Source organism: Curtobacterium sp. NPDC088465 (assembly GCF_044753165.1).
Classification (GTDB): Bacteria; Actinomycetota; Actinomycetes; order Actinomycetales; family Microbacteriaceae; genus Curtobacterium.
This window is the reverse complement of the sequence record NZ_JBIVMR010000001.1, coordinates 654159-678058: the sequence shown is the minus strand read 5'-3', so window position 1 is coordinate 678058 and position 23900 is coordinate 654159. Positions and strand designations below refer to the sequence as shown.

Sequence of the window (23900 nt, the reverse complement as noted above, 5' to 3'; positions counted from 1 at the left end):
TGTGCGCGAGGTCGCCGTGGTCGTCGACGATGTGGCCGATGGTGCGGCGAGTCCCGTCGCTGGCGCCGTCGGTGGGCTTGGGGTCGGCTCTTTCGCACCGAAGGATGGGAAGGTCGACCTTGATCCGCTCGTGAAGGCACAGCCGGCGGTCGCGCAGGCGGCTGAGACGCTTGCCAAGGCCGACCGCGACGCTCAGGCGATCGACACGAGCGGCACGCTCTCGCCGGTCACGTCCGCGGTCAATCAGCTACGGAACGCCACGCAGTCCGCGTCGAAGCAGGTCGACACGGCCAATCGCGTCGTGCAGCTCGCACCGGCGATGCTCGCTCGCGACGGCGAGCGCAACTACGTGCTCCTGTTCCAGAACAACGCCGAGCTCCGCGCCGGGGGCGGTATCCCGGGGGCCGTTGCGCTGCTCAAGGTGCAGGACGGGTCGATCAAGCTCGAGAACCAGGCTGCGGGTTCGTCGTTCGGTCCCTACGAGCAGCCGGTGCTTCCGCTCGAGCCGGAGACGACCAGCCTGTACGGCGACATCACCGGCAGGTACATGCAGGACGTCAACCTCACGCCCCGCTTCAATGTCACTGCGCAGCTCGCCCGCGAGATGTGGAAGCAGAAGTTCGGGCAGGAGGTCGACGGCGTCCTCGCGATGGACCCGGTGACGCTGAGCTACATGCTCCGTGCGACCGGGCCCGTGCAGCTCGCAACCGGTGAGACCCTCACGTCGGACAACGCCGTGCAGCTGCTGCTGAGCGACGTCTACGCCAAGTACCCGGATCCCGAGGTGCAGGACGTCTTCTTCGCCTCCGCCGCGAGCGCTGTCTTCGACAAGGTGTCGAGCGGAGACTTCGACGCGAAGCAGTTCATCGGAGCGCTGACTCAGGGGACCGACGAGGGGCGCCTCCGTCTGTGGAGCGCGTCGGGGGACGAGCAGCGGCGGCTCGACGGGACCCCGCTGGCCGGTGAGCTCCCCACCGCGTCTCGCGAGACCCGGCAGTTCGGTGTCTACCTGAACGACGGCACGGCCGCCAAGATGGACTACTACCTCGACAAGACCGTGTCGGTGGGATCGTCGGTCTGCCGACAGGACGGTCGTCCGACTTCCGTGATCGAGGTCACCCTGAAGAACACCGCGCCAGCCGATGCGGCGACCAGCCTGCCGCGCTACGTGACCGGCGGTGGCACTTTCGGTACCGAGCCCGGGAAGATCAAGACACTCGTCGCCGTCTACGCGCCGGAGAACGCCATCTACCTCGGCTCGACGCAGGACGGCAAGCAGGTCGGCGTGCAGACCGCGACGGACGGTGGACACCCGGTCACGCAGCTGCAGACGCTGCTCGCGCCGGGGGAGAGCACGACCTTCCGCGTCGCATACCTCGGCGACGCGAAGTTCGCAGACGCCGGTGTCGAGGCGATCTCGACGCCCGGCGTCAAGCAGGGCAAGGTCGAGCCCCTCCAGTTCGAGTGCAAGGACCCGGTCTCCGCAGGCTGAGCGCGAACGATACGTCCGCGGCCCGTCCACGGAACGGAGGCGACGGCGTGTCGAGCCGTGCAGCGCGGTCGATGTTGTCCCCAGAGTGGGGGGTCAGAACTTTCCTGAGCACGCGGCTCAGCCGGTCACAGGTACACAACGAGCGGCCGGAGTAGCTGTGTGAATTTGTCCAATAGCGGCCTTGAACTGGGGTTTGGATTCGACGATCACTCCCCTCGCTGGGAGCGCAGTCACCCTCGAGCTGTCCCTGATGCGCACCGGTCCCGGCTCGATCTCGAAAAAGTTTCGGATCAGGTGGCAACAACCTGAGGATTCCCGCTAGATTGAGGGAACTTCGCCATAGCGACCGCTTGCTCCTTCACGGCTTGCGTTTGGGGGGAGTGCCACGGGCTCTGGGTGTCAGGGTCTGCAGGATCAGATTCTTAGGGGAAACACTTCATGAAGAAGCTCATCGCAGCTGCCGTCCTCGCGGGCGCAGCGTTCATCGCCATCCCGACCGCGGCGAACGCTGCCGGCTACGCGCCGGACTCGAGCGTCTCCGTCTCGGGCAACTACGTCGCGGGCGGCACCGCCTTCGTCAGCTTCACCGACGGTGCGTTCCAGAACGGCGAGACCGTCAACGTCCAGGTGACCGGCGCCGGCGCCGTGACCCTCGGTGCGCTGCCGACCACGACGGTCTCGAAGGCCTACACGGCTTCGCCGACCGGCGCGCTCGTCGTCAAGGTCACCTTCCCGGCCGGTGCTTCGGGTACCTATAACCTGACCGCCACGGGCGCCACCTCGGGCGTCGTCGGCCTCGCCTCGTTCACCGTCGCCCCCGGCGACACCGCCGTCACGGTCGGCTCGAACGGCAACTCCGGCACCCCCGGCCAGCTCGCCTTCACCGGTGGCACCATCTCGACGCTCGGCCTCTGGGCTGCCGGCGGCGCCATCGTCCTCGGTGGTGGCCTGCTGGTCGTCCGCAAGTCGGTCCGTCGTCAGCACGACGCCGCCTGAGCGCAGCTGAACTGAACGAAGCCCCTGGCGCCTCGGTGCCGGGGGCTTCGTGCTGTCGTCGGTGGAGGGACGAGGGCGGATCAGGTCGGACGGATCAGGTGACGACCAGGGCGATCGCCACGACGGCGATCACGACGAGCGGCGCGACGATCCACAGCCACCAGGGGAAGGTCGACGGCCGGCGGTAGGGGCGATGGTGCTTCCGATCGGGGTTCGGGTCCATGCGCTGACCGTAGGCCGCGCACGGGCCGAGCGGTTCGTCCGTCGTCAGATCGTCACACTGCGGCCCGCGACTGTCCGCCAGCCGCGCTGACGCGGGCCCGCCCCAGCACCACGATCCCCAGCAGGACCCCGAGCACCGCTCCGGAGGTGTTCGACAGCACGTCGTCCACCGACGCGAACCGCGCCGGCAGGAACAGTGCCTGCACCGTCTCGATCGCGCAGCTCGCCAGGAACCCGCCGAGCATGCCGACCCACCACGCGCGTGCCCCGAAGAGCAGCAGCACGAAGAACCCGAACGGCACGAAGAAGAGCACGTTCGCGGTGAACTCGACCGATCCGTAGTCGAGCCACTGCGGAGCGCCGAGACGGTGCCCCGCGGCGATCGCTCGCGTCAGCCACGGGTGGATCCCGCGGTCGACGGGGGAGCCCGCCGTCGCCACGAGCACCACCAGGAGCGCGTAGGCGGCCGCGAGCGTCCACGCCACCCGCCTCGTTCGTCCCGACGCGTGCGCGGCGCTGTGTCGCGCGTGCCAGGCTGCGTCGAGCAGCGCCCCGATCGCGACCCCGACGAGGCCCGCGAGCACGACGGACCGGAACCGCTCGCCCGGGGTGGAGGACTGTGCCGCCACGGCGACGGCGGCCGCCAGCACGACGACGGCGCTCACCAGGGCGCGTCCCGCCACCCCGGCCGGCCGGGAGGCCCGGCTCGCCCCCGCCAGCAGCACCGGCAGCAGGGCGGTCACCAGGGTCACCGCGATCGCGGCCACGAACCCGTCACCGAGCGTCAGGGTGCCGTGCCCGAGCGCGCGCAGCGCGCCCACGAGGTGGAGCAGCGCGGACCGGACCCGGTCAGCGAGGCCGGGCACCAGCAGGACCGCGCCCACGAGCACGACCGCAGCCACCATCCCGCTGCGCACGATCGTGGTCCTCGTCCTGGTGCTCATCGGGAACGACGCTAGCGGGCCGCGCCTCCCGTCCGGGATGGACGCGAGGGGACCTCGCGAACTGCAGGAACCGGTTCATCCACGGAACGAGTACCCCGTTCTCGCACCTGTACCCCGTTCCCGCGTCCCCCGACCCCGGAAATCCGGGGCTGTACCCCGATCCGTATGCACGAAACCCGTGAATGGACGGGCATCGCTGGCGTCGGCGGGGGACGTTCTCGTACGGTTGCACCATCACCTGATGTACCCCGGATCGCGAAGGAGAGCGACATGAGCACCACCGTCACCACCGACACCCGCGAGGTCACCCTCGACACCGACACGGTCGACGTCATCGCGATCCTCGAGGCCGAGGCGGAGCACTCCGGCCGCGCAGCACGTGCCAAGACCACGTGGACGCAGGAGGACGACGGCGAGTGGATCGCCAACTACGGCGGCTACTTCGGCGGCAGCGTCGACAAGCGCGACGGCCGCTACGTGGCCTCGGACACCTTCGGACTCGTCGTCGGCGACTTCGCCACGCTCGAAGAGGCCCAGACGAAGCTCTCGGACCAGCTCCACGTGATGCTGCCGGCCGTGATCCGTCCGGTCGCGTAGTGCCCGACGACCATCCGGCCCTCGCGGTCAGCACCACCAGCCAGACCCGTACCACCAGCACGGCCCGAACCACCAGCACCGTCCAGCACCACAGCAGCACGAGGAGCACCACCATGAGCACCAGCGTCGCCAACAGCCAGCAGGCCGAGGTGACCGTGGACACGGCGACCATCGAGGTCATCACCGGCATCGCTGCCGGCGTCGTGTCCCCCGATGCACCGGCCCGGGCGCACGTCGTCTGGTCCGAGGCCGACGCGGGGCTCTGGGCGGCGAACTACGGCGGCTACTACGGCGGCGTGATCGACCAGCAGGGCGCACACTTCTTCGTGTCTGACACCTTCGGTCAGTACGTCGGCGACTTCCGCTCGCTGCACGAGGCGCAGGACCGTCTCGCCGAGCGGCTCCACCAGCTGCTGCCGGACGTGCGCCGCACGCTCGACTGAGCAACGATCCGACCGGGAGGCCCGGGTCGCCTCCGCCACACGGCGGACGTGACCCGGGCCTCCTGTCGTCGTGCGCCCGGCGGGACCGTCGTCGCGGGCCCGCCAGCATGCACCCCCAGTTCGAGGAGGGTCCCCCACACTGGGGACCGGCGTTGACCCCTGGTGCACTCAGTGTCCTGCCAGGATCGGGACGACGCCAGCGACCGTCCCTCTGCACGGACCGTCACGACAGCTCGGCGTCGGCATCGTCTCGACCCGAAAGTGACTCATGCTGCCTGTGCACCAGGGCACCCGTGTGCCCGCACGCGCTCACGCGCGCCCACGACCCGGTATCCGTACCGTCGCCATGCTCGGCGTCGCCCTGCTCGGCGCCGTCGGTCTCACCCAGGCCGTGGTGGCCGACCCGGCTGCGGCTGCGTCCGGACTCCGTTGCGACCAGAACACCGTGTACGCGATCAACGGTGCGGGTGACCTCGCGTCCATCGACGTGACGAGCCACGCTTCCGAGGTCAAGGCGAGCATGAGCCCGGGCAACAACGCCCTCGGACTCGCGAAGAACGGTGTCGCCGCCTACGCGTCGTTCAACGGGACGACGCCCGCGGGCAGCGCGAACACCATCACCACGTACGACGCGGTCAACGAGCAGCGGCTCCCCGACGTCAAGAACGCCGACCCCTCCGGCGCGCGTGCGTTGCTGCGCGGCGCGGTCAACCCGGTGACGGGCCTGTACTACTACGCGGGCAACGGGGCGAGCGCCTACCTCGGCGCGTACGACCCGAACACGAAGACCCGCATCGGCCAGGTCGGCTCCCTCGGGAACCTGCAGACGGGCATGAACGGCGACATGGCCTTCAGCACCCGCGGCCTGCTGTTCGTGGTGACCGGCAACCAGGTCCGTCGCGTCGACGTCGAGACCGTGCCGACCTCCGCCGGTCGACAGGTGCTGTCGACCTCGTTGGTCGCGACGCTGCCGAGCAACCAGGCCGACGCCGGGGGCAGCCCGGGCATCGCGTTCTCGTCCGACGGCTACCTCTACGCGTCCATCGGCACCACGATGTACAAGATCAACCCGAGCTCCGGCAAGCAGGTCGACAGCTTCACCATCGGTGGGGACTTCCAGCCGTCGGACCTCGCGACCTGCAACTACGCGAACACGCTCGCCGCGCAGTCGAGCGTCGACGAGCGGTGGAACGCCGGCGACCAGTTCGGTCTCCGCGTCGACGGCGATCAGATCTCCGCGGGCAACACCGCTGACACGACGAGCACGAGTGCCGGCGCGCAGACGCCGAAGGCCGGTGCCGTACTGACGCTGCCGGACACGACCTACACGGCGACGCAGTCCGCCAAGGGGACGACGGACCTCGCGAACTACGACACGACCTGGCAGGCGGTCGAGCTGAACAGCGGTCGGACCGTTGCATCGGGAAGCGGCAACAACGCGTCCTTCGTGTTCCCGCACGCGACGACCGCGGACGGCAGCGACATCGTCGTCACCTTCGCCAACACCGTGAAGGCCACACACGTCGCGACCACCGCCGACACCGCGACCACGACCACCGGTACCGCGGTGACGAAGAGCGCCGCCGACGGTGTGCTCGCGAACGACAGCGGTACCGGCCTGAGCGTCGTCTCGAACACGCAGCCCGCACACGGTTCCGCGACGGTCCGTGCCGACGGGTCCTACACGTACACGCCGGCCGCGGGCTTCTCCGGCACCGACTCCTTCACCTACACGGCGAAGGACTCCTCCGGGCAGACCGCGACGAGCACCGTCACCGTGACGGTCCAGCCGACCGGCGCCGACGACGCCTTCTCGGTGCACGCCGGCGGGACCGCGACGGCGGACGCGACCACGGGCCTCCTGGCCAACGACGGCGGCAGCGACCTGACCATCACGAGCCACACCGACCCGACGCACGGCACCCTCGAGCTCGGGAAGGACGGGTCCTACCGGTACACCCCGGCCCCCGGCTTCTCGGGCACCGACTCCTTCACCTACACCGCGACCGACGGCAACGACACCACCACGACGGCGACCGTCACCGTGACGGTGCTGCCCGCGGCCGGCGCCGACGCGATCACCGTGACCGCCGGCGGACCGACCACCGTCGGTGCCCCGGGCCTGCTCGGCAACGACCAGGGCACCGGCCTGACCGTCACCGGGTCGACCCAGCCCGCACACGGCACGGTCACCGTCGGGAAGGACGGCTCGTACACGTACACCCCGGCCGACGGCTACTCCGGTGACGACACCTTCGACTACACGGTCACCGACGGCAACGAGAAGTCCGACACCGTCACCGTGACCGTCCTCGTGCGCCCCGCGGCGGTCGACGACACGATCACGCTGCCCGCGGGCGGCACCGCCACGGCGACGACCCGCGCCGACGGCGTCCTCGGCAACGACCGCGGCACCGGCCTGACGATCCGCTCGAACACCGAGCCGACGCACGGTTCGCTGACGCTGGCACCCGACGGCACCTACACGTACGTGCCCGCGACCGGGTTCTCCGGCACCGACACGTTCACCTACCAGGCCACCGACAGCGCCGGCACGGTCGTCAGCGGCACCGTCACCGTGGTGGTCGTGCCCGTCGCGGCCGACGACCGCGCCGCGACGACGGCGAACCGTCCCGTCGCGATCGACGTGGCGGCGAACGACACCGGTACGGACCTCACGCCGAGGATCGCCACGGCTCCGGCCCACGGCACCGCGGTCGTGAACGGGGACGGCGCCGTCGAGTACACCCCGGCCCGTGACTGGTCCGGCACCGACACCCTCTCGTACACCGTGACCGACGGCTCCGGCCGGACGTCACAGCCGGCGACCGTGACGATCGCGGTCTCGCCGACCGCCCGCCCGGACACCACCTCGACGACGGCCGGCACCCCGGTCACCGTCGCGGTGACGGCCATGACGAGCAACGACTCCGGTACCGGGCTCACCGTCACCGGCGTGGGCAAGGCCTCGAACGGCACGGTCGAGCTCGACGCGGACGGCAACGCCGTGTTCACCCCTGCCGACGGCTTCTCGGGTACCGGCTCGTTCTGGTACGACGTCCGTGACGCCTCGGGACGCACCGACTCCACGTGGGTCGTCGTCGTGGTCGGACCGCAGGCCACCGCGGACTCCGCGACCGTCCCGGCGTCCACCACGCTGACCGTCCCCGTGGCGGAGGGCGTCCTGGCGAACGACCACGGCACCGGGCTGACCGCGACGATCGACGAGCAGCCGCTGCACGGCACGGTCGACCTCGCCGCCGACGGCTCCTACACGTACACGCCGACCGCGGACTGGTCGGGCTCGGACCGCTTCACCTACACGACGAAGGACGCGTCGGACACCGACGAGAAGAGCACCGGTCTCGTGACGATCACCGTCACGCCCCGCACCGAGGACGACCGGATCCGCACCGCGGCCGACCAGCCCGTCACGGTGACCTCGGGTGACCTGACCGGCAACGACCACGGTTCCGGCCTCACCGTCACGTCGGTCGGGCAGCCGAGCGCCGGCACCGTCGTGCTGAACGCCGACGGCACCGTCACGTACACCCCGGCTCCGGGTGCGTCGGGCACGGCGACCTTCCCGTACGGGGTCACCGGCGCGAACGACGAGCAGGCCGCGGGCACCGTCACGGTGACCATCACGCCCGTGGTCGCCGCGACCGACGCCGACGCCACCGCCGACGGCACCCTCGTGGTGCCCGCGGACGAGGGCGTGCTCGAGGGCGCGACCGGCACCGGCCTGACCGTCACCGACAACACGGACCCGGGTCACGGCACCGTCGAGGTCGGGAAGGACGGCTCGTACACGTACACGCCCGAACCGGGGTACTCCGGCAAGGACACCTTCGACGTGACGATCACCGACGGCTCCGGGAACACCACGACCGGCACCGTCACGATCACCGTCGCACCGAAGGCCGTCGACGACACCGCGACGACCACGACGGGGACCCCGGTCGACGTCGCCGTGATCGAGAACGACAAGGGCACCGCGCTCCGGGTGACTGGCATCGGCACGGCTGCGAACGGCACCGTCCGGATCTCCGACACGACCGGCACCGACGGCACGGCCGCCCGCGACACCGGCGTGACCTACACGCCCGCCGACGGGTTCTCGGGCACCGACACGGTCACCTACACGGTGACCGATGCCGCCGGCTCGACCGCGACCGCCACGGTGCGCGTCACCGTCGCACCCACCGCGACCGACGACGTGCTGCAGACCACCTCCGGCACCCCGCTCGCGCTCGGCGGGACCGTGCTGACCGGGAACGACCACGGCACCGGGCTGACGGTCACGGACCACACGGCTCCGCGTCACGGCACGGTGACCACCGCGGCGGACGGCTCGCTCGTCTACACGCCGACGACGGGCTGGTCCGGCACGGACACGTTCACCTACACGGTGACCGACGCCTCCGGGCAGACCGCGACCGCCACGGTCACGGTCCTGGTCGGCAACGTCGCGACGGCCGACCACGGCACCACCACCACGAACGGCACGCTGCGGGTGTCCGCGGCCTCGGGCGTCCTGACCGACGACTCCGGCGCGGGGCTCTGGGCGAAGATCGACCGGCAGCCGGAGCACGGCACGGTCGAGCTCCGCAAGGACGGCTCGTACGTGTACACGCCGGCTGCCGGCTTCTCGGGCACCGACACCTTCACGTACACCGCGGTGGACGCCGAGGGCTCGACGTCGACCGGCCTCGTGACGATCACCGTCACCCCGGTCGCGACCGACGACCGCACCAGCACCGCCGCCGGCACCCCGGTGACCGCGGTCGACCCGGGCGTGCTCGGCAACGACCACGGCTCGGCCCTGCGGGTCGTGTCCGCGGGGACGGCTCGGCACGGCACGGTCCGCATCGCCGGCGCAGGGACGTTCGTCTACACGCCGGACCAGGGCTTCTCGGGTGTGGACTCGGTCACGTACCGCGACCACGACCTGGAGGGCCAGGCCGCGGACGCCACCGTGTGGATCACCGTCGGGATCGACGCCGTCGACGACAGCGCACGGACCGTCGCGGGCACCCCGGTCGCCCGTGACGCCCGGCACGGCCTGCTCGGCAACGACCGGGGGACGGGCCTGACCGCCGCCCTCGACCGGAAGCCCGCGCACGGCACCGTCTCGGTGCAGCGCGACGGCTCGTACCTGTACGAGGCCGCGGACGGCTTCACCGGCACGGACCGGTTCACCTACACGGTGACCGACGCCTCCGGGCAGACGACGACGGCCACCGCGGTCATGACGGTCGTCGCGGCCGCCACCGCCACGGACGACTCGGGTGTCGGTGCCGTGGGCCACCCGGTCACCATCCGCCCGATCGACAACGACCACGCCAGTGGCGGAGCGCACTTCGTGGCGACCACGCTGCACCTGGTCGACCCGGCCACCGGCGCACCGACCGACCGGGTCGTCGTGCAGGGCATGGGCACCTGGCAGGTCGACCGCGGGCAGGTCGTGTTCACCCCCGAGCACGGCTGGGCAGCGCGCACCTCGATCGACTACACGGTGCTCGACAGTGCCGCGCAGCTGGTCCGCGCGACCATCGAGGTGTCCTACCCGACCGGGATCGCGGCGGTCGCGCACATCGCGAAGCTCGCCTTCACCGGCACCACGGGACTCGTCGGACTCGGCCTGGCCGCGGTCGCGATGGTCCTGGCCGGGGCGTTCCTGGTGGTCCGCCGCCGAGGTGACGGGACCGCCGTCGTGACGGGGACGCGCCGCCGCAGCGGGTCCTGACGACCGCACCCCACCACCGGACGGGAGGCCCGGATCACGTCAGCCGACAGGCGAACGTGATCCGGGCCTCCCGTCCGTCGTCCGTGGTCACGACCCGACGTCGGGTCGCCGTGCCCTCGGGGGTCAGCGGACGGGCCCGTGGTGCGCAGCGCTCACCCGATGGGTGCGATGAGCTGCGGGCCGTCGTTCCGCACGCTGTTCACCGCGCGGGAGACCTCGTACTGCTCGAGCCCGGCCGCGACCGCGAGCGACTCGTGGTCGAGCAGTGCGAGCAGGTCGTCGGAGCCGAGGTCGCCGTCGAGCCAGTCGTCGTAGCCGTCCGGGGTGAGGAACGCCGGCATCCGGTCGTGGACCTCGCCGGGCGCGACGTGCGCGTCGCGGGTGATGATCGCGAGCGACAGCCGCCACTTGTCCGGGTCGTCCTCGGGCTTCGTCGGGTCCGGCCAGGCGCTCACGATGCCCGCCATCGCCAGTGCGCCGTCGGGCTCGTGCACGAAGTGGGGCTCCTTGCCGTCCTCGCGCACGACCCACTCGTAGTACCCGAGCGCGGGGACGATGCACCGGTTCGTGGCGAACGCGCGCTTGAACATGCCGCTCGTCGCGACCGTCTCGATGCGGGCGTTGATCGGCTTCGGCCGCTGCTTCCGGAAGTCCTTCGCCCAGCTCGGAACGAAGCCCCAGCTGATCTGCGGGAGCTCGCGCTGCCCGTGGCGCTGCCGGACGGCGTACACGGGGTCGGTCGGCGCGACGTTCCAGCTCGGGGCGAGGCCGGCGTGCACCTCGCCGGTGTCCTCGTCGACGTGCTCGGTGCGCGCCGCGAGCTCACCCACGAGCTCGGGCAGCAGATCAGCCGTGGTGTCGGAGACGACGAACCTTCCACACATGCGCCCAGTGTGCCCGCCGCGGCCGACAGTGGTGCGGGCGCGCAGCCGTCACTCGCCGGGCAGGCGGACCTTCGACCCGTGGGGGTGCCGGCGCCAGAGCGGACGGTGCCCCGGCGTGGTTGGTGCCGCCTCGAGCGCCGCGAGGCGGGCACGTTCGGCGAGTCCGAGCCGCGCCACCATGTCCGGGAGTGTGAGGAGGTACACGAAGGGCCACAGGATCACGAAGACCTCGACCTGTCCGGAGACGAGCGCCGTGATCCCGCCGGAGGCCGCCCCCACCAGGAGCGGCCCGAGCCGCGAGAGCCGTCGCACGAGTCCACGCTGCAACAGCGGCACGTCGATCAGGACGGCCTCGCGGTCCTCGGGCGCGATCGGCTGCGCTCGCCGGCCGATGTAGGGCTGCACCGACCAGCGGACGGACAGCTGCCAGTCGGGTCGCACCTGTCGCCCGTTGATCCGGAGCTCGGGACCGATGTCGCGAGCCGTCGGGAAGCAGGAGTACGCCACCGCGAGGACTCCGAGCGTCGCGAAGGTGATCGCGACGACCGGGCGGAGGACACCGGGGCCCACCCAGGCCCACGCCCACTCCGTCGCGACGAACACGACGAGGGCGACCGCGGCGACGGCTCCCGCGGACCACAGGGCACGACGGGCCCGCGCCGGGTCGACGACCTCCCAGAGGCGCCCGCGCAAGACCTGCCAACCGAGCCGGTACACGGACCCCTTCTACGCCGCGAGGCTGCGAGGACCGGCCGCTGCTAGCGTGCCCGGGTGGACGACGAACAGCGCTGCCCCTGCCTGAGCGGCAACCCCTACGGCGAGTGCTGCGGGCCCCTGCACGCCGGTGCCGCCGCACCGACCGCCGAGCGGCTCATGCGCTCCCGGTTCACCGCGTTCGCGCTCGGGCTGCCGGAGTACCTGCTGCTCACCTGGCACCCGAGCACCCGGCCGGACGAGCTGACGCTCGACCCGACGCAGCGCTGGACGCGCCTGGACATCGTGTCGACCCGGTCGGGAGGCCCGTTCGACTCCGCCGGGCAGGTCGCCTTCCGCGCGTGGTGGCGCACCGACGACGACCGCGGGACGCTCGAGGAGACGAGCGAGTTCGTGCGGGAGCAGGGGCGGTGGTTCTACGTCGACGGGGTCATCGCCTGAACCGTCGTTCACGGTCGACGGCGTGGTCGCCTGAACCGCGGTTCACCGTCGACGGCGTGGTCGCCTGAGCGCTGACGGTCAGGCGGTGATGGTCGCCGGCAGCCCGACCGCGAGCCGCATCGCCCGTCGGACCGCGGCCTCGTCCGGCAGCAGCTCGGTGTCGTCACCGGACACGAAGAACCGGATCTGCCCGATCGCCTGCTCCGTCAGCATGTCGAGCCCGTTGAGCACCCGGCCCCCTGCGGCGAACCAGCGTCCGGCCGCGGCGGTCGGCCAAGGCTCGTAGGCGACGTCGAACAGCACCGCGTCCGGCCCGGAGGGCAGCAGCTCGAGCGGGTCGGCCGCGCCGCCGGGCAGCGTCGACACGAGGAACCCGTGCCGCATCCCCGGCAGCGAGTCGATCGGCAGCACCTCGAGCGTCACCCCGAGGCGCACCGCCAGGTCCACGAGGGAGCCGGCCTTCGCGGTGTCGCGGAGGAAGAGCCGCACGTCGACCGCGCCGAGCCGCACCGCAGCCGCGAGGGCGCTCGCCGCAGTGGCCCCACCGCCGACGATCGTTGCCTCGCCCGGCAGGTGCCCGAGTGCCTCCACCGGTCGGACGATGCCCTCGACGTCGGTGTTCGCGCCGGCCAGGACGACGCGGTCGCCCTCCTGCCGGAAGGCCACCGTGTTCGCGACCCCGAGCTCGTCGACGAGCGGGGTGGTTCGGTCGAGCATCGGCAGGACGTCCCGCTTGAGCGGCATGGTCAGGCTGAGCCCGCGCCAGTCGGGACCCAGCCCCGCGACGAACGCGTCGAGCCCGCCGGAGGCGACCTCGTGCCTCCCGTACGTGAACGGCAGCCCGAGCACGTCGTAGGCCGCCGCGTGCAGCGTGGGGGAGAGCGAGTGCGCGATGGGGGAGCCCAGCACGGCCAGCCGGGTCCGGTCGGGGTCGGTGAACTCCACGTCCGGAGCCTAGCCGCTCAGCGCCCTCGACTGGGGTGCTTAGGGTAGCCTTACCTGTGTGATCCGAACCTCCCCCTCAGCGCGCCGCGTCCGCCGCGTGCTCGCGGCCGCCGGCGCCGTCGTCGCCGCGTCCCTCGTCCTCGCCGGGTGCACCTCCGGCTCCTCGTCGCCCGCCGCGTCCGACGGTGCCTCGGGCTCGGGCGGCGCGTTCCCCGTCTCGATCCAGACCGCACTCGGCACGACCGAGATCCCCTCGCAGCCGAAGCGCGTCGTCGCCCTCGGCTGGGGTGACGCGGAGACGGCGCTCGAACTCGGCGTGCAGCCCGTCGGCGCCAGCGACTGGCTCGCCTTCGGTGGCGACGGCGTCGGGCCGTGGCTCAAGGACGCGTACACGAAGAAGCCGACGATCATCCAGACGCTCGAGCCCAGCTACGAGCAGATCCTCAAGCTCAAGCCGGACCTCATCCTCGACACGAAGAGCTCGGGCGACAAGGACCGCTACGCGAAGCTCTCGGCGATCGCGCCGACCGTCGCGGTGCCGAAGGGCGGCGCGAACTACCTCACCACCACCGAGCAGCAGGTCGACCTCGTGTCGCGTGCACTCGGCAAGGAGTCCGAGGGCAAGAAGCTGCTGACCGACCTCGAAAACGCGTACGCCGCGGCGCGGAAGGCGCACCCCGAGTTCGACGGCAAGACCGCCGTCGTCGGTTCGTACACGGCGGACGGCTTCGGCGCGTACGCCTCGAAGGACAGCCGCTCCACCTTCATGCAGCAGCTCGGCTTCACCATCCCGAAGGCCGTCGACCAGCAGGCCGGCGACGCGTTCTCGGTGAGCCTGTCCGAGGAGAACCTCGACCTGCTCGACGCCGACCTGACCGTCGTCCTGCCGATCTACGTCGACGCGTCGAAGGCCGAGTCCGACCCGCTGTTCCAGAAGGTGCCGTCGGTCGAGGCCGGGCACTCCATCGTCGTCGACGACGCGGACGTGTCGAACGCGTTCTCGCTCGGCACCACCGCCGCCATCGAGTGGGCGCTGGACCGGCTGCCGGACGAGTTCGCGAAGAAGGTCGGCTGACCGACAGCCACAGGGGGAGTACGGGAGACGCCGGGTCGCGAGTCGCGACCCGGCGTCTCCCGTTGCGTGCGTCCCTCGTTGCGTGCGTGCGTGCGTGCGGGGGCGTGGCGACCGGCGGTGACGGATGGTGCGCGGTCGCCGGACGGGAGGCACGGTGCGGGCCGGCACCGCGCCTCCCGTCCGACGTCTGGTGCCGTTCCGCGCGTTCCGCTACGCGGCGGTGAAGGTGGAGCCGATGAAGGCGAAGAGCAGGGCGATGAGCGGCAGCGAGCCCTGCACGAACGCCGAGTTCAGGTACCGGCGACCCGTGCCGGCCAGGACGACCGCGGCGCCGAGCATGCTCGCGCTCGAGAACACCACGAGGGTCCACCCCGTCGCACCGCTGCCGGTGACGACCAACACGACGCCGAGGATCGCGCCGATCGCGAGGAACAGGTTGTAGAAGCCCTGGTTGAACGCGAGGGAGCGGGTGGCCTGCGCCTCGGACTCCGAGGCGATGCCGAACACGCGGCGGACGCGAGGACTCGTCCATGCGACGGACTCGAGGAAGAAGATGTACACGTGCACGAGGCCCGCGAGGACCGCACACACGCCCGAGATCACGAGCAGGACCGACATGGCCTCCATTCTCGCAGCCCCGGAGCAGTGCTCGTGTCCGCCCGTCACACCAGCCCGCTCGGCGGAGGGCCGCCGGTAGGCTCGGGCCATGAGTGCCGACGAGTCCACACCCGTCCACGACGATGCGGTCGCCGAGCTGGCGAGCATCCGGCAGAGCATCGACAACATCGACGCCGCCGTGATCCACATGCTCGCCGAGCGCTTCAAGTACACCCAGCGGGTCGGTTACCTGAAGGCCGAGGCGGGCATGCCGGCCGCCGACCCGGGGCGTGAGCAGGTGCAGGTCGCGCGGCTCCGACAGCTGGCCGCCGAGTCGCACCTCGACCCCGCCTTCGCGGAGAAGTTCCTGAACTTCATCGTCGCCGAGGTCATCCACCACCACGAGCGCATCGCCGGCGGCGAGCGGTGAGCGGGGCTGCTGCCGGGTTCCCGGCCGACGACTTCCCGCGGGATCTCGCCGACCTGCACCTGCTCGTCGGGTCGTACACGGCGACGGGTGGTGGGAACGCGACCGGCATCTCGGTCGTGCACGGGACCACCGCATCCACCGTCGCCGTGATGGACGACCCCTCGTTCCTCGCGCTCTCCGGCGACCGGGTCTACGCCGTGTCCGAGACCGCGGACGGTCGCGTCTCGGCCTTCCGGTACGCCGGCGGTGCGCTCGAGCACCGTTGGGATGCCGACGCCGGTGGTGACGCACCCTGCCACGTGCGGGTCGACCCCTCCGGTGCGCTCGTCGTCACGAACTACGTCTCCGGCACCGTGACCGCTGTGTCGCTCGAGGCCGCTGAGTCGCACGCCGCCTCGGTGACCGCGAGCGACGGCGTCGTCGGGACCCACGGCAGCGCGGACCGGGTCGTCGTTGCCGAGTCGGCGCTCGTCACCGGCGTGCTGCCCGACGTCGAGGGGCCCGTCGAGGACCGGCAGGAGGGGCCGCACGCCCACCAGTCGATCGCGACGCCCGACGGCACCGTGCTCGTCGCGGACCTCGGCGGCGATGCACTCCACGAGTTCCGGGTGACGGCTGACCCCGCGATCGACCTCGTGCGCGTGCACCACCTCGGGCCCGGGGTCGGGCCGCGGCACATGGCGTGGCTCGGGGCCGGGGCCGGGGCCGGGTCGGACGCGGACGCGGACGCGGACCTCGTCGTCGCGGGTGAGCTCGACGGACGTGTGTACCGCCTGCGCCGCGACGACTCCGGGACGCTGCGGCCGATCGCCTCGGCGCCGGCGTTCGAGGGCGCGGTGGGGGAGTCGCTCCTCAGCCACGTCGAGGTCGACCAGGCCGGACGGGTCGTCGTCGCGGTCCGAGGCCGGGACCTGATCGTGGTGCTCGACACCGCGGACGACGGGCTGACCGTCGTCGGGTCGGCGTCGTGCGGTGGCGTCTGGCCGCGGCACTTCGCGCAGGTGCCCGGGTACCTGCTGGTGGCCAACCAGATGTCCGACGCGATCGCCGTGCTGCCCGTCGGGGCGGACGGGGTGCCGGGCGAGGTCGTGGCGCAGATCGCCGTCGGGTCGCCTGCGTGCATCGTGCCGGTGTCGGCCCGGTCGTGACCGTGGTCGGGGCCGGCGCTAGTGCCGGGGCTGGGGCCGGCGCTGGTGCCGGGGCCGGGGATGGCGCTGGGGCGCCCGTGCCCGTGCCCGTGCCCGTGGCCGGGGCCGGTGCGTCGGGCGTGCTCGCCGACGGGTACCGCCTGGTGGTCGGGCCGCCGCCGCTGGACGACTACCTGCGCCTGCGACGGGACTCCGGTCTGTCACCGAAGGACGCTGCGCAGGGTGCCGGGGCTATCGCGGGGAGCTGGTCGGCCGTGCACGTCGTCGACACCGACGGGGTCCCCGTCGCCATGGGCCGCACGATCGGGGACGGCGGGTGGTACTTCCACATCGCCGACATCGCCACCGATCCGGACCACCAGCGCCGGGGGCTCGGGAGGGTCGTCGTCGAGTGGCTCGTGGCGGACATCCGGTCCCGCGCGCCGGAAGGCGCCTACATCACGCTCGTCGGGGACCCGCCCGGTCAGCGGCTCTACCGTTCGCTCGGGTTCGAGGACGTCGCGCCGAGCCTCGGGATGGCGCTGCCGCTGCGCTGAGGGAGCCGGGCGTCAGCCGTGGACGACGTTGGCGAAGGGCCGGCCCGCTGCCAGCGCGGACACCTGGCGTCGCACGAGCTCGAGGGTCCGCGGCACGCTGAGGTCCGTGTTCCCACCGACGTGGGGCGTCAGCACCGTGTTCGGTGTCGTCCAGAGCGGGTGCCCGGCCGGGAGCGGCTCCGGGTCGGTCACGTCGAGCGCTGCCGACAGTCGTCCGCGCTGGAGCTCCGCCACCAGGGCATCGGTGTCGACGACCCGTCCGCGGGCGACGTTCACCACGAGGGCGCCGTCGGGCAGCGCAGCGAGCAGGGCTTGGTCGACGAGGTGTTCGGTCTCGTCGGTCAGCGGGGTGATGAGCACGAGGACGTCCGTCCGGGCCGCGAGCTCCGGGAGCTCCCCGAACGCGTGCACGTGCCGACCGTCCTGCTCCCGTGCAGTGCGCGCCACGACGGTGACGTCGCACCGCATCGCCTCGAACCGCGTGGCGATCGCAGCGCCGATCGCCCCGTGGCCGACCACCGTGACCCGACGATCGGCGAGCGAGCGGGTGGTGCGGACGTCCCACACCCCTGCGGCGCGGTCGGCCTGGAACGCGTGGATCTCGCGGAGCGAGGTCAGTGCCAGACCGACCGCGAGCTCGGCCGTCTCGTCGTCGTGGATGCCGCGGCCGTTCGCGACCTGCGCGTGTGCCGGGGCGTGCGGCAGCGCGTGCTCGTACCCGGCACTCGGCAGCTGCAGGAGTCGCAGGTTCGGCAGGTCGTGCACGAACTGCCACCGGTGACGACCCGCGAAGTAGAACGGCAGCAGCGTGAGCGCGACGTCCTCGGGGCGGTCGTACGGGCCTTCGACGTCCCACACGTCGAGCTCGACGCCGTCCGGCACGGGGCCGAACCGGTCGACGAGCTCGACGAAGGGCAGGGTGACGATCGGCATGCGGTCGCGGTGCTCCTGGTCGCCGTCAGCTGTCGGTGCGCGGCGAGAACGAACCGTGGTCGTCGAGCGGCCCGCGCCCGACGTAGCCCTCGGTGACGTCCTCGACGATCACGTCGCCGAAGCGCGCCGGCAGCGTCGCGCCGTGCGTGCCCCGCAGCTCGTCGATCGACGCCTCGAACGAGCCCTGCACCTCGAGCGTGCCGGACGAGGCGTCCGTCACACCGATGCGCAGCACCGGGAAGCCGCGACCTTCGCACAGCCCGCGGAACCGCACGTCGTCCTCGCGGCGCACGGTCACGATGACGCGACCCGTCGACTCCGAGAACAGCGCGGTCGCCGTGTCGACGCCGTCGCGCTCCTCGAGCTCGTCGAGCACCACGCGTGCGCCGATCCCGAAGCGCAGGACCGACTCGGCGAGGGACTGGCCGAGGCCGCCGTCCGCCAGGTCGTGGGCGCTGGTGAGCAGCTGCTCGCCGGATGCCGCGTGCAGCAGCTCCGCCAGGGCCTTCTCGCGGTCGAGGTCCACCGCCGGCGGGCGACCACCGAGGTGCCCGTGGACGGTGCCGGCCCACGCCGAGCCGTCGAGCTCGAGGCTCGTCGTGCCGAGCAGGTACACGTTGTGGCCGTCGTCCTGCCAGCCCGAGGGCACGCGCAGGGCGACGTCGTCGATGATGCCGAGCACACCGACGACGGGCGTCGGGTGGATCGGGGTCGTGCCGGTCTGGTTGTAGAACGACACGTTGCCGCCGGTGACCGGGATGCCGAGCTCCATGCAGCCGTCCGCCAGGCCCTCGACGGCCTCGGAGAACTGCCACATCACCTCGGGGTTCTCCGGCGAGCCGAAGTTCAGGCAGTCGGTGACCGCGGCGGGGACGGCGCCGGTGACGGCGACGTTCCGGTACGCCTCGGCCAGCGCCAGGCGCGCGCCCTGCTTCGGGTCGAGCTGGCAGTAGCGGCCGTTGGCGTCGGTCGCGACGGTGACGCCGAGCCCCGTCTCCTCGTCGACGCGGATCATGCCGCCGTCGTCGGGGAAGGACAGCGCGGTGTTGCCGAGCACGTAGGTGTCGTACTGGTTCGTCACCCAGTTCTTCGACGCGAGGTTCGGCGAGCCGAGCAGCTGCAGGAACTGCGCCTTGAGGGCCGGACCGTCGGTCGGACGCTCGAGCGAGGCGGCGGTGTCGGCCTGCAGCGCATCGATCCACGACGGGTAGGCGACCGGGCGGTCGTACACCGGACCGTCGACGGCGACCGTGCGCGGGTCGACGTTCACGATCTCCTGGCCCTGCCAGTCGATGACGAGACGGCCGGTGCCGGTGACCTCGCCCAGGACGCTCGTCTCGACCTCCCACTTGCCGACGACCGCGAGGAACGCGTCGAGCTTGTCCGGGCGGACGACCGCCATCATGCGCTCCTGGCTCTCGGACATGAGGATTTCCTCGGCCGTGAGCGTGGGGTCGCGCAGCAGGACGTCGTCGAGCGAGATGTGCATGCCACCGTCGCCGTTCGAGGCGAGCTCGCTCGTCGCGCAGGAGATGCCAGCGGCACCGAGGTCCTGGATGCCCTCGACCAGTTCCTCGCGGAACAGCTCGAGGCAGCACTCGATGAGGACCTTCTCGGCGAAGGGGTCGCCGACCTGCACCGCCGGGCGCTTGGTCGGGCCGCCCTCGGTGAAGGTGTCGGACGCCAGGATCGACGCGCCGCCGATGCCGTCGCCACCCGTGCGGGCACCGAAGAGCACGACCTTGTTGCCGGCACCGGAGGCGTTCGCCAGGTGCAGGTCCTCGTGCCGCAGGACACCGACCGCGAGCGCGTTGACGAGCGGGTTGCCCTGGTACACCGGGTCGAAGTAGGTCTCGCCGCCGATGTTCGGCAGGCCGAGGCAGTTGCCGTAGAACGAGATGCCGCCGACGACGCCGTGCACGACGCGCGCCGTGTCCTCGTGGTCGATCGCACCGAAGCGCAGCTGGTCCATCACGGCGACCGGGCGCGCGCCCATCGAGATGATGTCGCGGACGATGCCGCCGACGCCGGTCGCGGCGCCCTGGTAGGGCTCGACGTACGACGGGTGGTTGTGCGACTCGACCTTGAAGGTCACCGCCCAACCGTTGCCCACGTCGACGACACCGGCGTTCTCGCCCATGCCGACCATCAGGTTCTTCGTCATCTCCGGCGTGACCTTCTTGCCGAACTGACGGAGGTAGTTCTTCGACGACTTGTACGAGCAGTGCTCGGACCACATCACCGAGTACATGGCGAGCTCGCCCGAGGTGGGGCGGCGGCCGAGGATCTCGCGGATCTTCGCGTACTCGTCGGCCTTGAGCCCGAGTGCCTCGTACGGCTGCTCCTTGTCGGGGGTGGCGGCGGCGTCCTGGACGGTGTCGGGCTTCGGGCGAACGTGGGTCGTCACGGTGTTGTCGTTCCCTGTCACTGGAGTCGTGTTCGTCGGAGTCGTCGTCACTTGACGAGCGTCGACTCGATCACGGAGGTGAAGAAGGTGAGGCCGTCCGTGCCGGAGGCCATCGCCGCGGGGGTGTCCGGGCCGAACCCGGGCTCCGTCGCGTGCTCGGGGTGCGGCATGAGCCCGACGACGTTGCCGCGCTCGTTCGAGACGCCCGCGATGTCGTCGATCGACCCGTTCGGGTTCACCCCGACGTAGCGGAACACGACCTGGCCGTTGTCCTCGATGCGCTTGATCTCGTCGGCGTCTGCGACGAACCGGCCGTCGGCGTTCTTCAGCGGGATCGTGATCTCCTGCCCGGCGCTGAACCCGGAGGTCCAGGCGGTGCCGGCGGTCTCGACGCGGAGCTTCTGGTCGCGGCGGATGAACTGCTGGTGCGCGTTGCGGGTGTGGGCGCCCGGCACGAGGCGGGCCTCGGCGAGCATCTGGAACCCGTTGCAGATGCCGAGCACGGGCATGCCCTTGCCTGCGGCGTCGATGACCTCGGCCATGATCGGGGCCTTCGCCGCGATGGCGCCGGCACGCAGGTAGTCGCCGTACGAGAACCCACCGGGGAGCACGATCGCGTCGACCCCCTGCAGGTCGTGGTCGCCGTGCCAGAGCGCGACGGGGTCGGCTCCTGCGAGGCGGACCGCGCGCTGGGCGTCGCGGTCGTCGAGCGAGCCCGGGAACGTGATGACGCCGATGCGCATCCGCGTCACGCGTCCTGCACGGTGACGGAGACGACGTCCTCGATCACGGCGTTCGAGAAGACGTCGGCCGCGATGTCGCGGACCTCGGCCAGCTTCGCGTCGTCGACCGGGCCGTCGACGGCGATCTCGAAGCGCTTGCCGATGCGGACGTCGGTCAGGTCGGCCTTGCCGAGACGGGCGAGGGCGTTGCCCACCGCCTTGCCCTGGGGGTCGAGGATCTCTGCCTTGGGCATGACCTCGACGACGATGGTTGGCACGTGTTCACTCCAGCGCTTGGGTGGGTTGGGTGGGACGGCATCAGTCTACGGGCCGCGCGCGCCGCGCCGGGCCGCTTGTGGAGAAGTCGTCCAAGGCGTATGTTCCAAGTCGAATAATCGCTCGCGAACACGGTCTGGAGGCACGGATGGCGTCGCTCACGCCCCTCGCGTTCGCCGCGCTCGGCCTGCTCGCCGAGGCGCCCATGCACCCGTACGAGATGTTCCAGACGATGCTCCACCGGCACGAGGACCAGAACGTCAAGGTCCGGCCGAGCACGCTGTACCACCAGATCGGACGCCTCGTGGACCTCGGGTACGCCGAGGCACTCGGGACCGCGCGCGAGGGCAACCGGCCCGAGCGCACCACCTACGCCATCACCGACCACGGCCGCGCGGAGCTCGACGCCGGACTCCGGCGCATGATCGCGGAGCCCGCCGACGAGTACCCCGAGTTCCAGCTCGCGGTGTCCCACGTCGACAACCTGACCGCCACCGACGCGGTGACCGCGATGCGCGCACGCGCTGCCGCACTCCGCGCGGAACGTGCCGGGTACGACGAAGCCGCCACGGGCCTCCAGGCCAAGCAGCTCGCCGAGCGCTACTGGCTCGACGTGTCGTACGTGCGTGGCATGCTCACCGCGCAGATCGAGTGGCTCACCGCCACCGCCGACCGGATCGCGAGCGGCGACATCCCCTGGGACGGCCCCGCCGTCCCCGACCCAGCACCACAGAAGGACCAGGACACCACTCGATGACCTCCACCACGTCCGCCGACCTGCAGCACGGGAAGAAGCCGTGGCCCGCGCTCTGGGCACTCGTCGTCGGCTTCTTCATGATCCTCGTCGACTCGACCATCGTGTCGGTCGCGACGCCCACGATCGCGCAGGCGCTCGACGCCGACATCAACGCGGTCATCTGGGTGACGAGCGCCTACCTGCTCGCGTACGCGGTGCCGCTGCTCATCACCGGGCGCCTCGGCGACCGGTTCGGCCCGAAGGTGCTGTACCAGGCGGGTCTCGTGGTGTTCACCCTCGCGAGCCTGTGGTGCGGCCTCGCCGGGTCGATCGAGGTGCTCATCCTCGCCCGCGTCGTGCAGGGCCTCGGCGCCGCGATGATGACCCCGCAGACGATGGCGGTCATCACGCGCATCTTCCCGCCGCAGAACCGCGGTGCGGCCATGGGCCTGTGGGGCGCCGTCGCCGGCGTCGCCTCGCTCGTCGGCCCGATCGTCGGCGGGCTGCTCGTCGACGGCCTCGGCTGGGAGTGGATCTTCTTCGTGAACGTCCCCGTCGGCGTCGTCGCGTTCGTGCTCGCGCAGCGCTTCGTCCCCCGCTTCGAGCGGCACGGACACCGCTTCGACTACCTGGGCATCGTGCTCAGCGCCGCCGGCATGTTCCTGCTCGTCTTCGGCATCCAGGAGGGCGAGACCTACGACTGGGGCACCATCACGGGCCCGATCTCGGTCTGGTCGCTGATCATCACCGGCATCGTCGTGCTCGCCGCCTTCGTGGTGTGGCAGGGCGTGCAGAAGGGCGAGCCGCTGCTGCCGCTCGGCCTGTTCAAGGACCGCAACTTCACGCTCGCCAACATCGCCATCACGGCCGTCGGCGTCGCGATCTCGTCGTTCGCGCTGCCGATCATGCTCTGGGCACAGGACGTCCTGCGTTTCTCGCCGACCCAGGCCGCGCTGCTGCTCGTGCCGCAGGCCGTCCTGTCCGCCGCGCTCGCACCGCTCGTCGGCAAGAACCTCAACAAGTGGAACCCGCGATGGGTCGGCTCGTTCGGCCTCGCGTGCTTCTCCGGCGGGCTGTTCTGGTTCGGTGCCCTGCTGTGGTCGGGCGCCGGCTGGGGCTGGACGCTGCTGCCGAGCGCGCTCCTCGGGCTCGCGAACGCCTGCATGTGGGGTCCGCTCTCGGTCTCGGCGACGCGCAACCTGCCGCCGGCGCTCGCCGGTGCGGGGTCGGGCGTCTACAACACCACGCGGCAGATCGGTGCGGTGCTCGGTTCGGCCGGCATCGCGGCGCTGATCGAGGCGCGCATCACGGCGAACTTCCCGTCCGGGTCGGGCACGGGCTCGGGCGGTGCGGAGCAGCAGGTCGGCGCGCTGCCGGAGTTCCTGCAGCAGCCGTTCGCCACGGCGATGGGGCAGTCGCTCGTGCTGCCGGCCGTGGTGCTCGTGGCGGCCATCGTCGCGGCGCTGTTCCTGGCGAAGCCGAAGCAGACGACGGCGTGGAAGCAGACCGGCGCGGTCGAGACGCAGCCCGGCGCGGCGGAGCCCGAGGCCGCGGCGCGCTGACGCTGCGGCGCGGTCGTCGTCACACGGACCCCGGTCCCGCTCGTGCGGGGC

General features: G+C 71.5%; 22 protein-coding genes. 12 read left to right on the top strand and 10 right to left on the bottom strand.

Annotated elements, in window-relative coordinates:
* Nucleotides 1-130 precede the first annotated feature (130 nt).
* Both ACIP6W_RS03050 and ACIP6W_RS03045 read left to right on the top strand, forming a co-directional pair.
* Nucleotides 131-1492 carry a DUF4012 domain-containing protein gene (locus ACIP6W_RS03050; RefSeq protein ID WP_400428213.1) on the top strand — a complete coding sequence of 454 codons (1362 nt, stop codon included), beginning with the start codon at nt 131-133 and terminating at the stop codon, nt 1490-1492.
* 438 nt (nt 1493-1930) lie between these two features.
* On the top strand, nt 1931-2488 hold the full coding sequence (locus ACIP6W_RS03045) for a hypothetical protein (protein WP_400428210.1): 558 nt from the start codon (nt 1931-1933) through the stop codon (nt 2486-2488).
* 94 nt (nt 2489-2582) lie between these two features.
* Here the strand turns inward: ACIP6W_RS03045 and ACIP6W_RS03040 are convergent, their stop codons facing one another.
* Both ACIP6W_RS03040 and ACIP6W_RS03035 read right to left on the bottom strand, forming a co-directional pair.
* On the bottom strand, nt 2583-2711 hold the full coding sequence (locus tag ACIP6W_RS03040) for a hypothetical protein (RefSeq protein WP_268746769.1): 129 nt from the start codon (nt 2709-2711) through the stop codon (nt 2583-2585).
* 52 nt (nt 2712-2763) lie between these two features.
* The gene (locus tag ACIP6W_RS03035) at nt 2764-3654 is read right to left on the bottom strand and encodes a VanZ family protein (protein WP_400428207.1); all 891 of its coding nucleotides are present in this window, start codon (nt 3652-3654) and stop codon (nt 2764-2766) included.
* A 270-nt stretch (nt 3655-3924) separates the two neighbouring features.
* On the opposite strand from ACIP6W_RS03035, the gene ACIP6W_RS03030 reads away from it, so the two are divergent.
* The 3 genes from ACIP6W_RS03030 (at nt 3925) to ACIP6W_RS03020 (ending at nt 10443) form a co-directional block, all read left to right on the top strand.
* Nucleotides 3925-4251, top strand: a complete 327-nt coding sequence (locus tag ACIP6W_RS03030) for a hypothetical protein (protein WP_066652101.1) — start codon at nt 3925-3927, stop codon at nt 4249-4251.
* 113 nt (nt 4252-4364) lie between these two features.
* The gene (locus ACIP6W_RS03025) at nt 4365-4694 is read left to right on the top strand and encodes a hypothetical protein (RefSeq protein ID WP_209684057.1); all 330 of its coding nucleotides are present in this window, start codon (nt 4365-4367) and stop codon (nt 4692-4694) included.
* Nucleotides 4695-5040: 346 nt separating this feature from the next.
* Nucleotides 5041-10443, top strand: a complete 5403-nt coding sequence (locus ACIP6W_RS03020) for an Ig-like domain-containing protein (RefSeq protein WP_400428204.1) — start codon at nt 5041-5043, stop codon at nt 10441-10443.
* Between the two features lie 152 nt (nt 10444-10595).
* Here ACIP6W_RS03020 and ACIP6W_RS03015 read toward each other — a convergent pair whose 3' ends face one another.
* Nucleotides 10596-11327 (bottom strand): SOS response-associated peptidase, encoded by a 732-nt coding sequence (locus ACIP6W_RS03015; RefSeq protein WP_251155389.1) that lies wholly within the window; start codon nt 11325-11327, stop codon nt 10596-10598.
* A gap of 48 nt (nt 11328-11375) precedes the next feature.
* Complete coding sequence (locus ACIP6W_RS03010) at nt 11376-12044, bottom strand: hypothetical protein (RefSeq protein WP_271826235.1); 669 nt, start codon at nt 12042-12044, stop codon at nt 11376-11378.
* Nucleotides 12045-12098: 54 nt separating this feature from the next.
* On the opposite strand from ACIP6W_RS03010, the gene ACIP6W_RS03005 reads away from it, so the two are divergent.
* Nucleotides 12099-12482 carry a YchJ family protein gene (locus tag ACIP6W_RS03005; RefSeq protein WP_400428200.1) on the top strand — a complete coding sequence of 128 codons (384 nt, stop codon included), beginning with the start codon at nt 12099-12101 and terminating at the stop codon, nt 12480-12482.
* A 78-nt stretch (nt 12483-12560) separates the two neighbouring features.
* Here the strand turns inward: ACIP6W_RS03005 and ACIP6W_RS03000 are convergent, their stop codons facing one another.
* Nucleotides 12561-13427: a shikimate dehydrogenase family protein gene (locus ACIP6W_RS03000; protein WP_400428197.1), complete on the bottom strand. Its 867-nt coding sequence runs from the start codon at nt 13425-13427 to the stop codon at nt 12561-12563.
* A gap of 58 nt (nt 13428-13485) precedes the next feature.
* Here ACIP6W_RS03000 and ACIP6W_RS02995 point away from each other — a divergent pair, with 58 nt between their 5' ends.
* Nucleotides 13486-14502, top strand: coding sequence for an iron-siderophore ABC transporter substrate-binding protein (locus ACIP6W_RS02995; RefSeq protein WP_400428194.1), 1017 nt, complete (start codon nt 13486-13488; stop codon nt 14500-14502).
* Between the two features lie 210 nt (nt 14503-14712).
* Here the strand turns inward: ACIP6W_RS02995 and ACIP6W_RS02990 are convergent, their stop codons facing one another.
* Nucleotides 14713-15120 carry a DUF1304 domain-containing protein gene (locus ACIP6W_RS02990; protein WP_200884129.1) on the bottom strand — a complete coding sequence of 136 codons (408 nt, stop codon included), beginning with the start codon at nt 15118-15120 and terminating at the stop codon, nt 14713-14715.
* Between the two features lie 88 nt (nt 15121-15208).
* Between ACIP6W_RS02990 and ACIP6W_RS02985 the strand changes: the two genes are divergently transcribed.
* From ACIP6W_RS02985 to ACIP6W_RS02975, 3 genes are all read left to right on the top strand, one after another.
* Nucleotides 15209-15529, top strand: coding sequence for a chorismate mutase (locus ACIP6W_RS02985; RefSeq protein ID WP_066652113.1), 321 nt, complete (start codon nt 15209-15211; stop codon nt 15527-15529).
* Nucleotides 15526-16677, top strand: coding sequence for a lactonase family protein (locus ACIP6W_RS02980; protein WP_400428191.1), 1152 nt, complete (start codon nt 15526-15528; stop codon nt 16675-16677). The genes ACIP6W_RS02985 and ACIP6W_RS02980 overlap by 4 nt, the downstream gene beginning before the upstream one ends.
* A gap of 77 nt (nt 16678-16754) precedes the next feature.
* Nucleotides 16755-17213 carry a GNAT family N-acetyltransferase gene (locus tag ACIP6W_RS02975; protein ID WP_400428189.1) on the top strand — a complete coding sequence of 153 codons (459 nt, stop codon included), beginning with the start codon at nt 16755-16757 and terminating at the stop codon, nt 17211-17213.
* A 12-nt stretch (nt 17214-17225) separates the two neighbouring features.
* Here ACIP6W_RS02975 and ACIP6W_RS02970 read toward each other — a convergent pair whose 3' ends face one another.
* The 4 genes from ACIP6W_RS02970 to purS are packed head-to-tail and all read right to left on the bottom strand — an operon-like array spanning nt 17226 to nt 21553.
* Nucleotides 17226-18146, bottom strand: a complete 921-nt coding sequence (locus ACIP6W_RS02970; RefSeq protein WP_209684043.1) for a 2-hydroxyacid dehydrogenase — start codon at nt 18144-18146, stop codon at nt 17226-17228.
* Nucleotides 18147-18171: 25 nt separating this feature from the next.
* Nucleotides 18172-20553 carry a phosphoribosylformylglycinamidine synthase subunit PurL gene (purL, locus tag ACIP6W_RS02965; RefSeq protein ID WP_307810397.1) on the bottom strand — a complete coding sequence of 794 codons (2382 nt, stop codon included), beginning with the start codon at nt 20551-20553 and terminating at the stop codon, nt 18172-18174.
* A 47-nt stretch (nt 20554-20600) separates the two neighbouring features.
* A complete protein-coding gene (purQ, locus tag ACIP6W_RS02960; protein ID WP_066657734.1) occupies nt 20601-21296 on the bottom strand; it encodes a phosphoribosylformylglycinamidine synthase subunit PurQ in 696 nt (231 codons plus the stop codon).
* Between the two features lie 5 nt (nt 21297-21301).
* Nucleotides 21302-21553, bottom strand: coding sequence for a phosphoribosylformylglycinamidine synthase subunit PurS (gene purS, locus ACIP6W_RS02955; protein WP_066652126.1), 252 nt, complete (start codon nt 21551-21553; stop codon nt 21302-21304).
* 146 nt (nt 21554-21699) lie between these two features.
* Between purS and ACIP6W_RS02950 the strand changes: the two genes are divergently transcribed.
* Together ACIP6W_RS02950 and ACIP6W_RS02945 are read left to right on the top strand one after the other, a co-directional pair.
* On the top strand, nt 21700-22308 hold the full coding sequence (locus ACIP6W_RS02950; RefSeq protein WP_066652130.1) for a PadR family transcriptional regulator: 609 nt from the start codon (nt 21700-21702) through the stop codon (nt 22306-22308).
* Entirely contained in the window at nt 22305-23849 is a 1545-nt protein-coding gene (locus tag ACIP6W_RS02945) for a DHA2 family efflux MFS transporter permease subunit (protein ID WP_144411226.1), read from the top strand. Before ACIP6W_RS02950 ends, ACIP6W_RS02945 begins: the two co-directional genes overlap by 4 nt.
* The last annotated feature ends 51 nt before the right edge of the window (nt 23850-23900 follow it).

Coding starts and splice junctions, on each gene's coding strand:
- ACIP6W_RS02945 (WP_144411226.1), top strand. CDS start 22,305: ATGACCTCCACCACGTCCGCCGACCTGCAGCACGGGAAGAAGCCGTGG.
- ACIP6W_RS03020 (WP_400428204.1), top strand. CDS start 5,041: ATGCTCGGCGTCGCCCTGCTCGGCGCCGTCGGTCTCACCCAGGCCGTG.
- ACIP6W_RS03025 (WP_209684057.1), top strand. CDS start 4,365: ATGAGCACCAGCGTCGCCAACAGCCAGCAGGCCGAGGTGACCGTGGAC.
- ACIP6W_RS03035 (WP_400428207.1), bottom strand. CDS start 3,654: ATGAGCACCAGGACGAGGACCACGATCGTGCGCAGCGGGATGGTGGCT.
- ACIP6W_RS02985 (WP_066652113.1), top strand. CDS start 15,209: ATGAGTGCCGACGAGTCCACACCCGTCCACGACGATGCGGTCGCCGAG.
- ACIP6W_RS02970 (WP_209684043.1), bottom strand. CDS start 18,146: ATGCCGATCGTCACCCTGCCCTTCGTCGAGCTCGTCGACCGGTTCGGC.
- ACIP6W_RS02950 (WP_066652130.1), top strand. CDS start 21,700: ATGGCGTCGCTCACGCCCCTCGCGTTCGCCGCGCTCGGCCTGCTCGCC.
- ACIP6W_RS03040 (WP_268746769.1), bottom strand. CDS start 2,711: ATGGACCCGAACCCCGATCGGAAGCACCATCGCCCCTACCGCCGGCCG.
- ACIP6W_RS03015 (WP_251155389.1), bottom strand. CDS start 11,327: ATGTGTGGAAGGTTCGTCGTCTCCGACACCACGGCTGATCTGCTGCCC.
- ACIP6W_RS02990 (WP_200884129.1), bottom strand. CDS start 15,120: ATGTCGGTCCTGCTCGTGATCTCGGGCGTGTGTGCGGTCCTCGCGGGC.
- ACIP6W_RS03045 (WP_400428210.1), top strand. CDS start 1,931: ATGAAGAAGCTCATCGCAGCTGCCGTCCTCGCGGGCGCAGCGTTCATC.
- ACIP6W_RS03030 (WP_066652101.1), top strand. CDS start 3,925: ATGAGCACCACCGTCACCACCGACACCCGCGAGGTCACCCTCGACACC.
- purQ (WP_066657734.1), bottom strand. CDS start 21,296: ATGCGCATCGGCGTCATCACGTTCCCGGGCTCGCTCGACGACCGCGAC.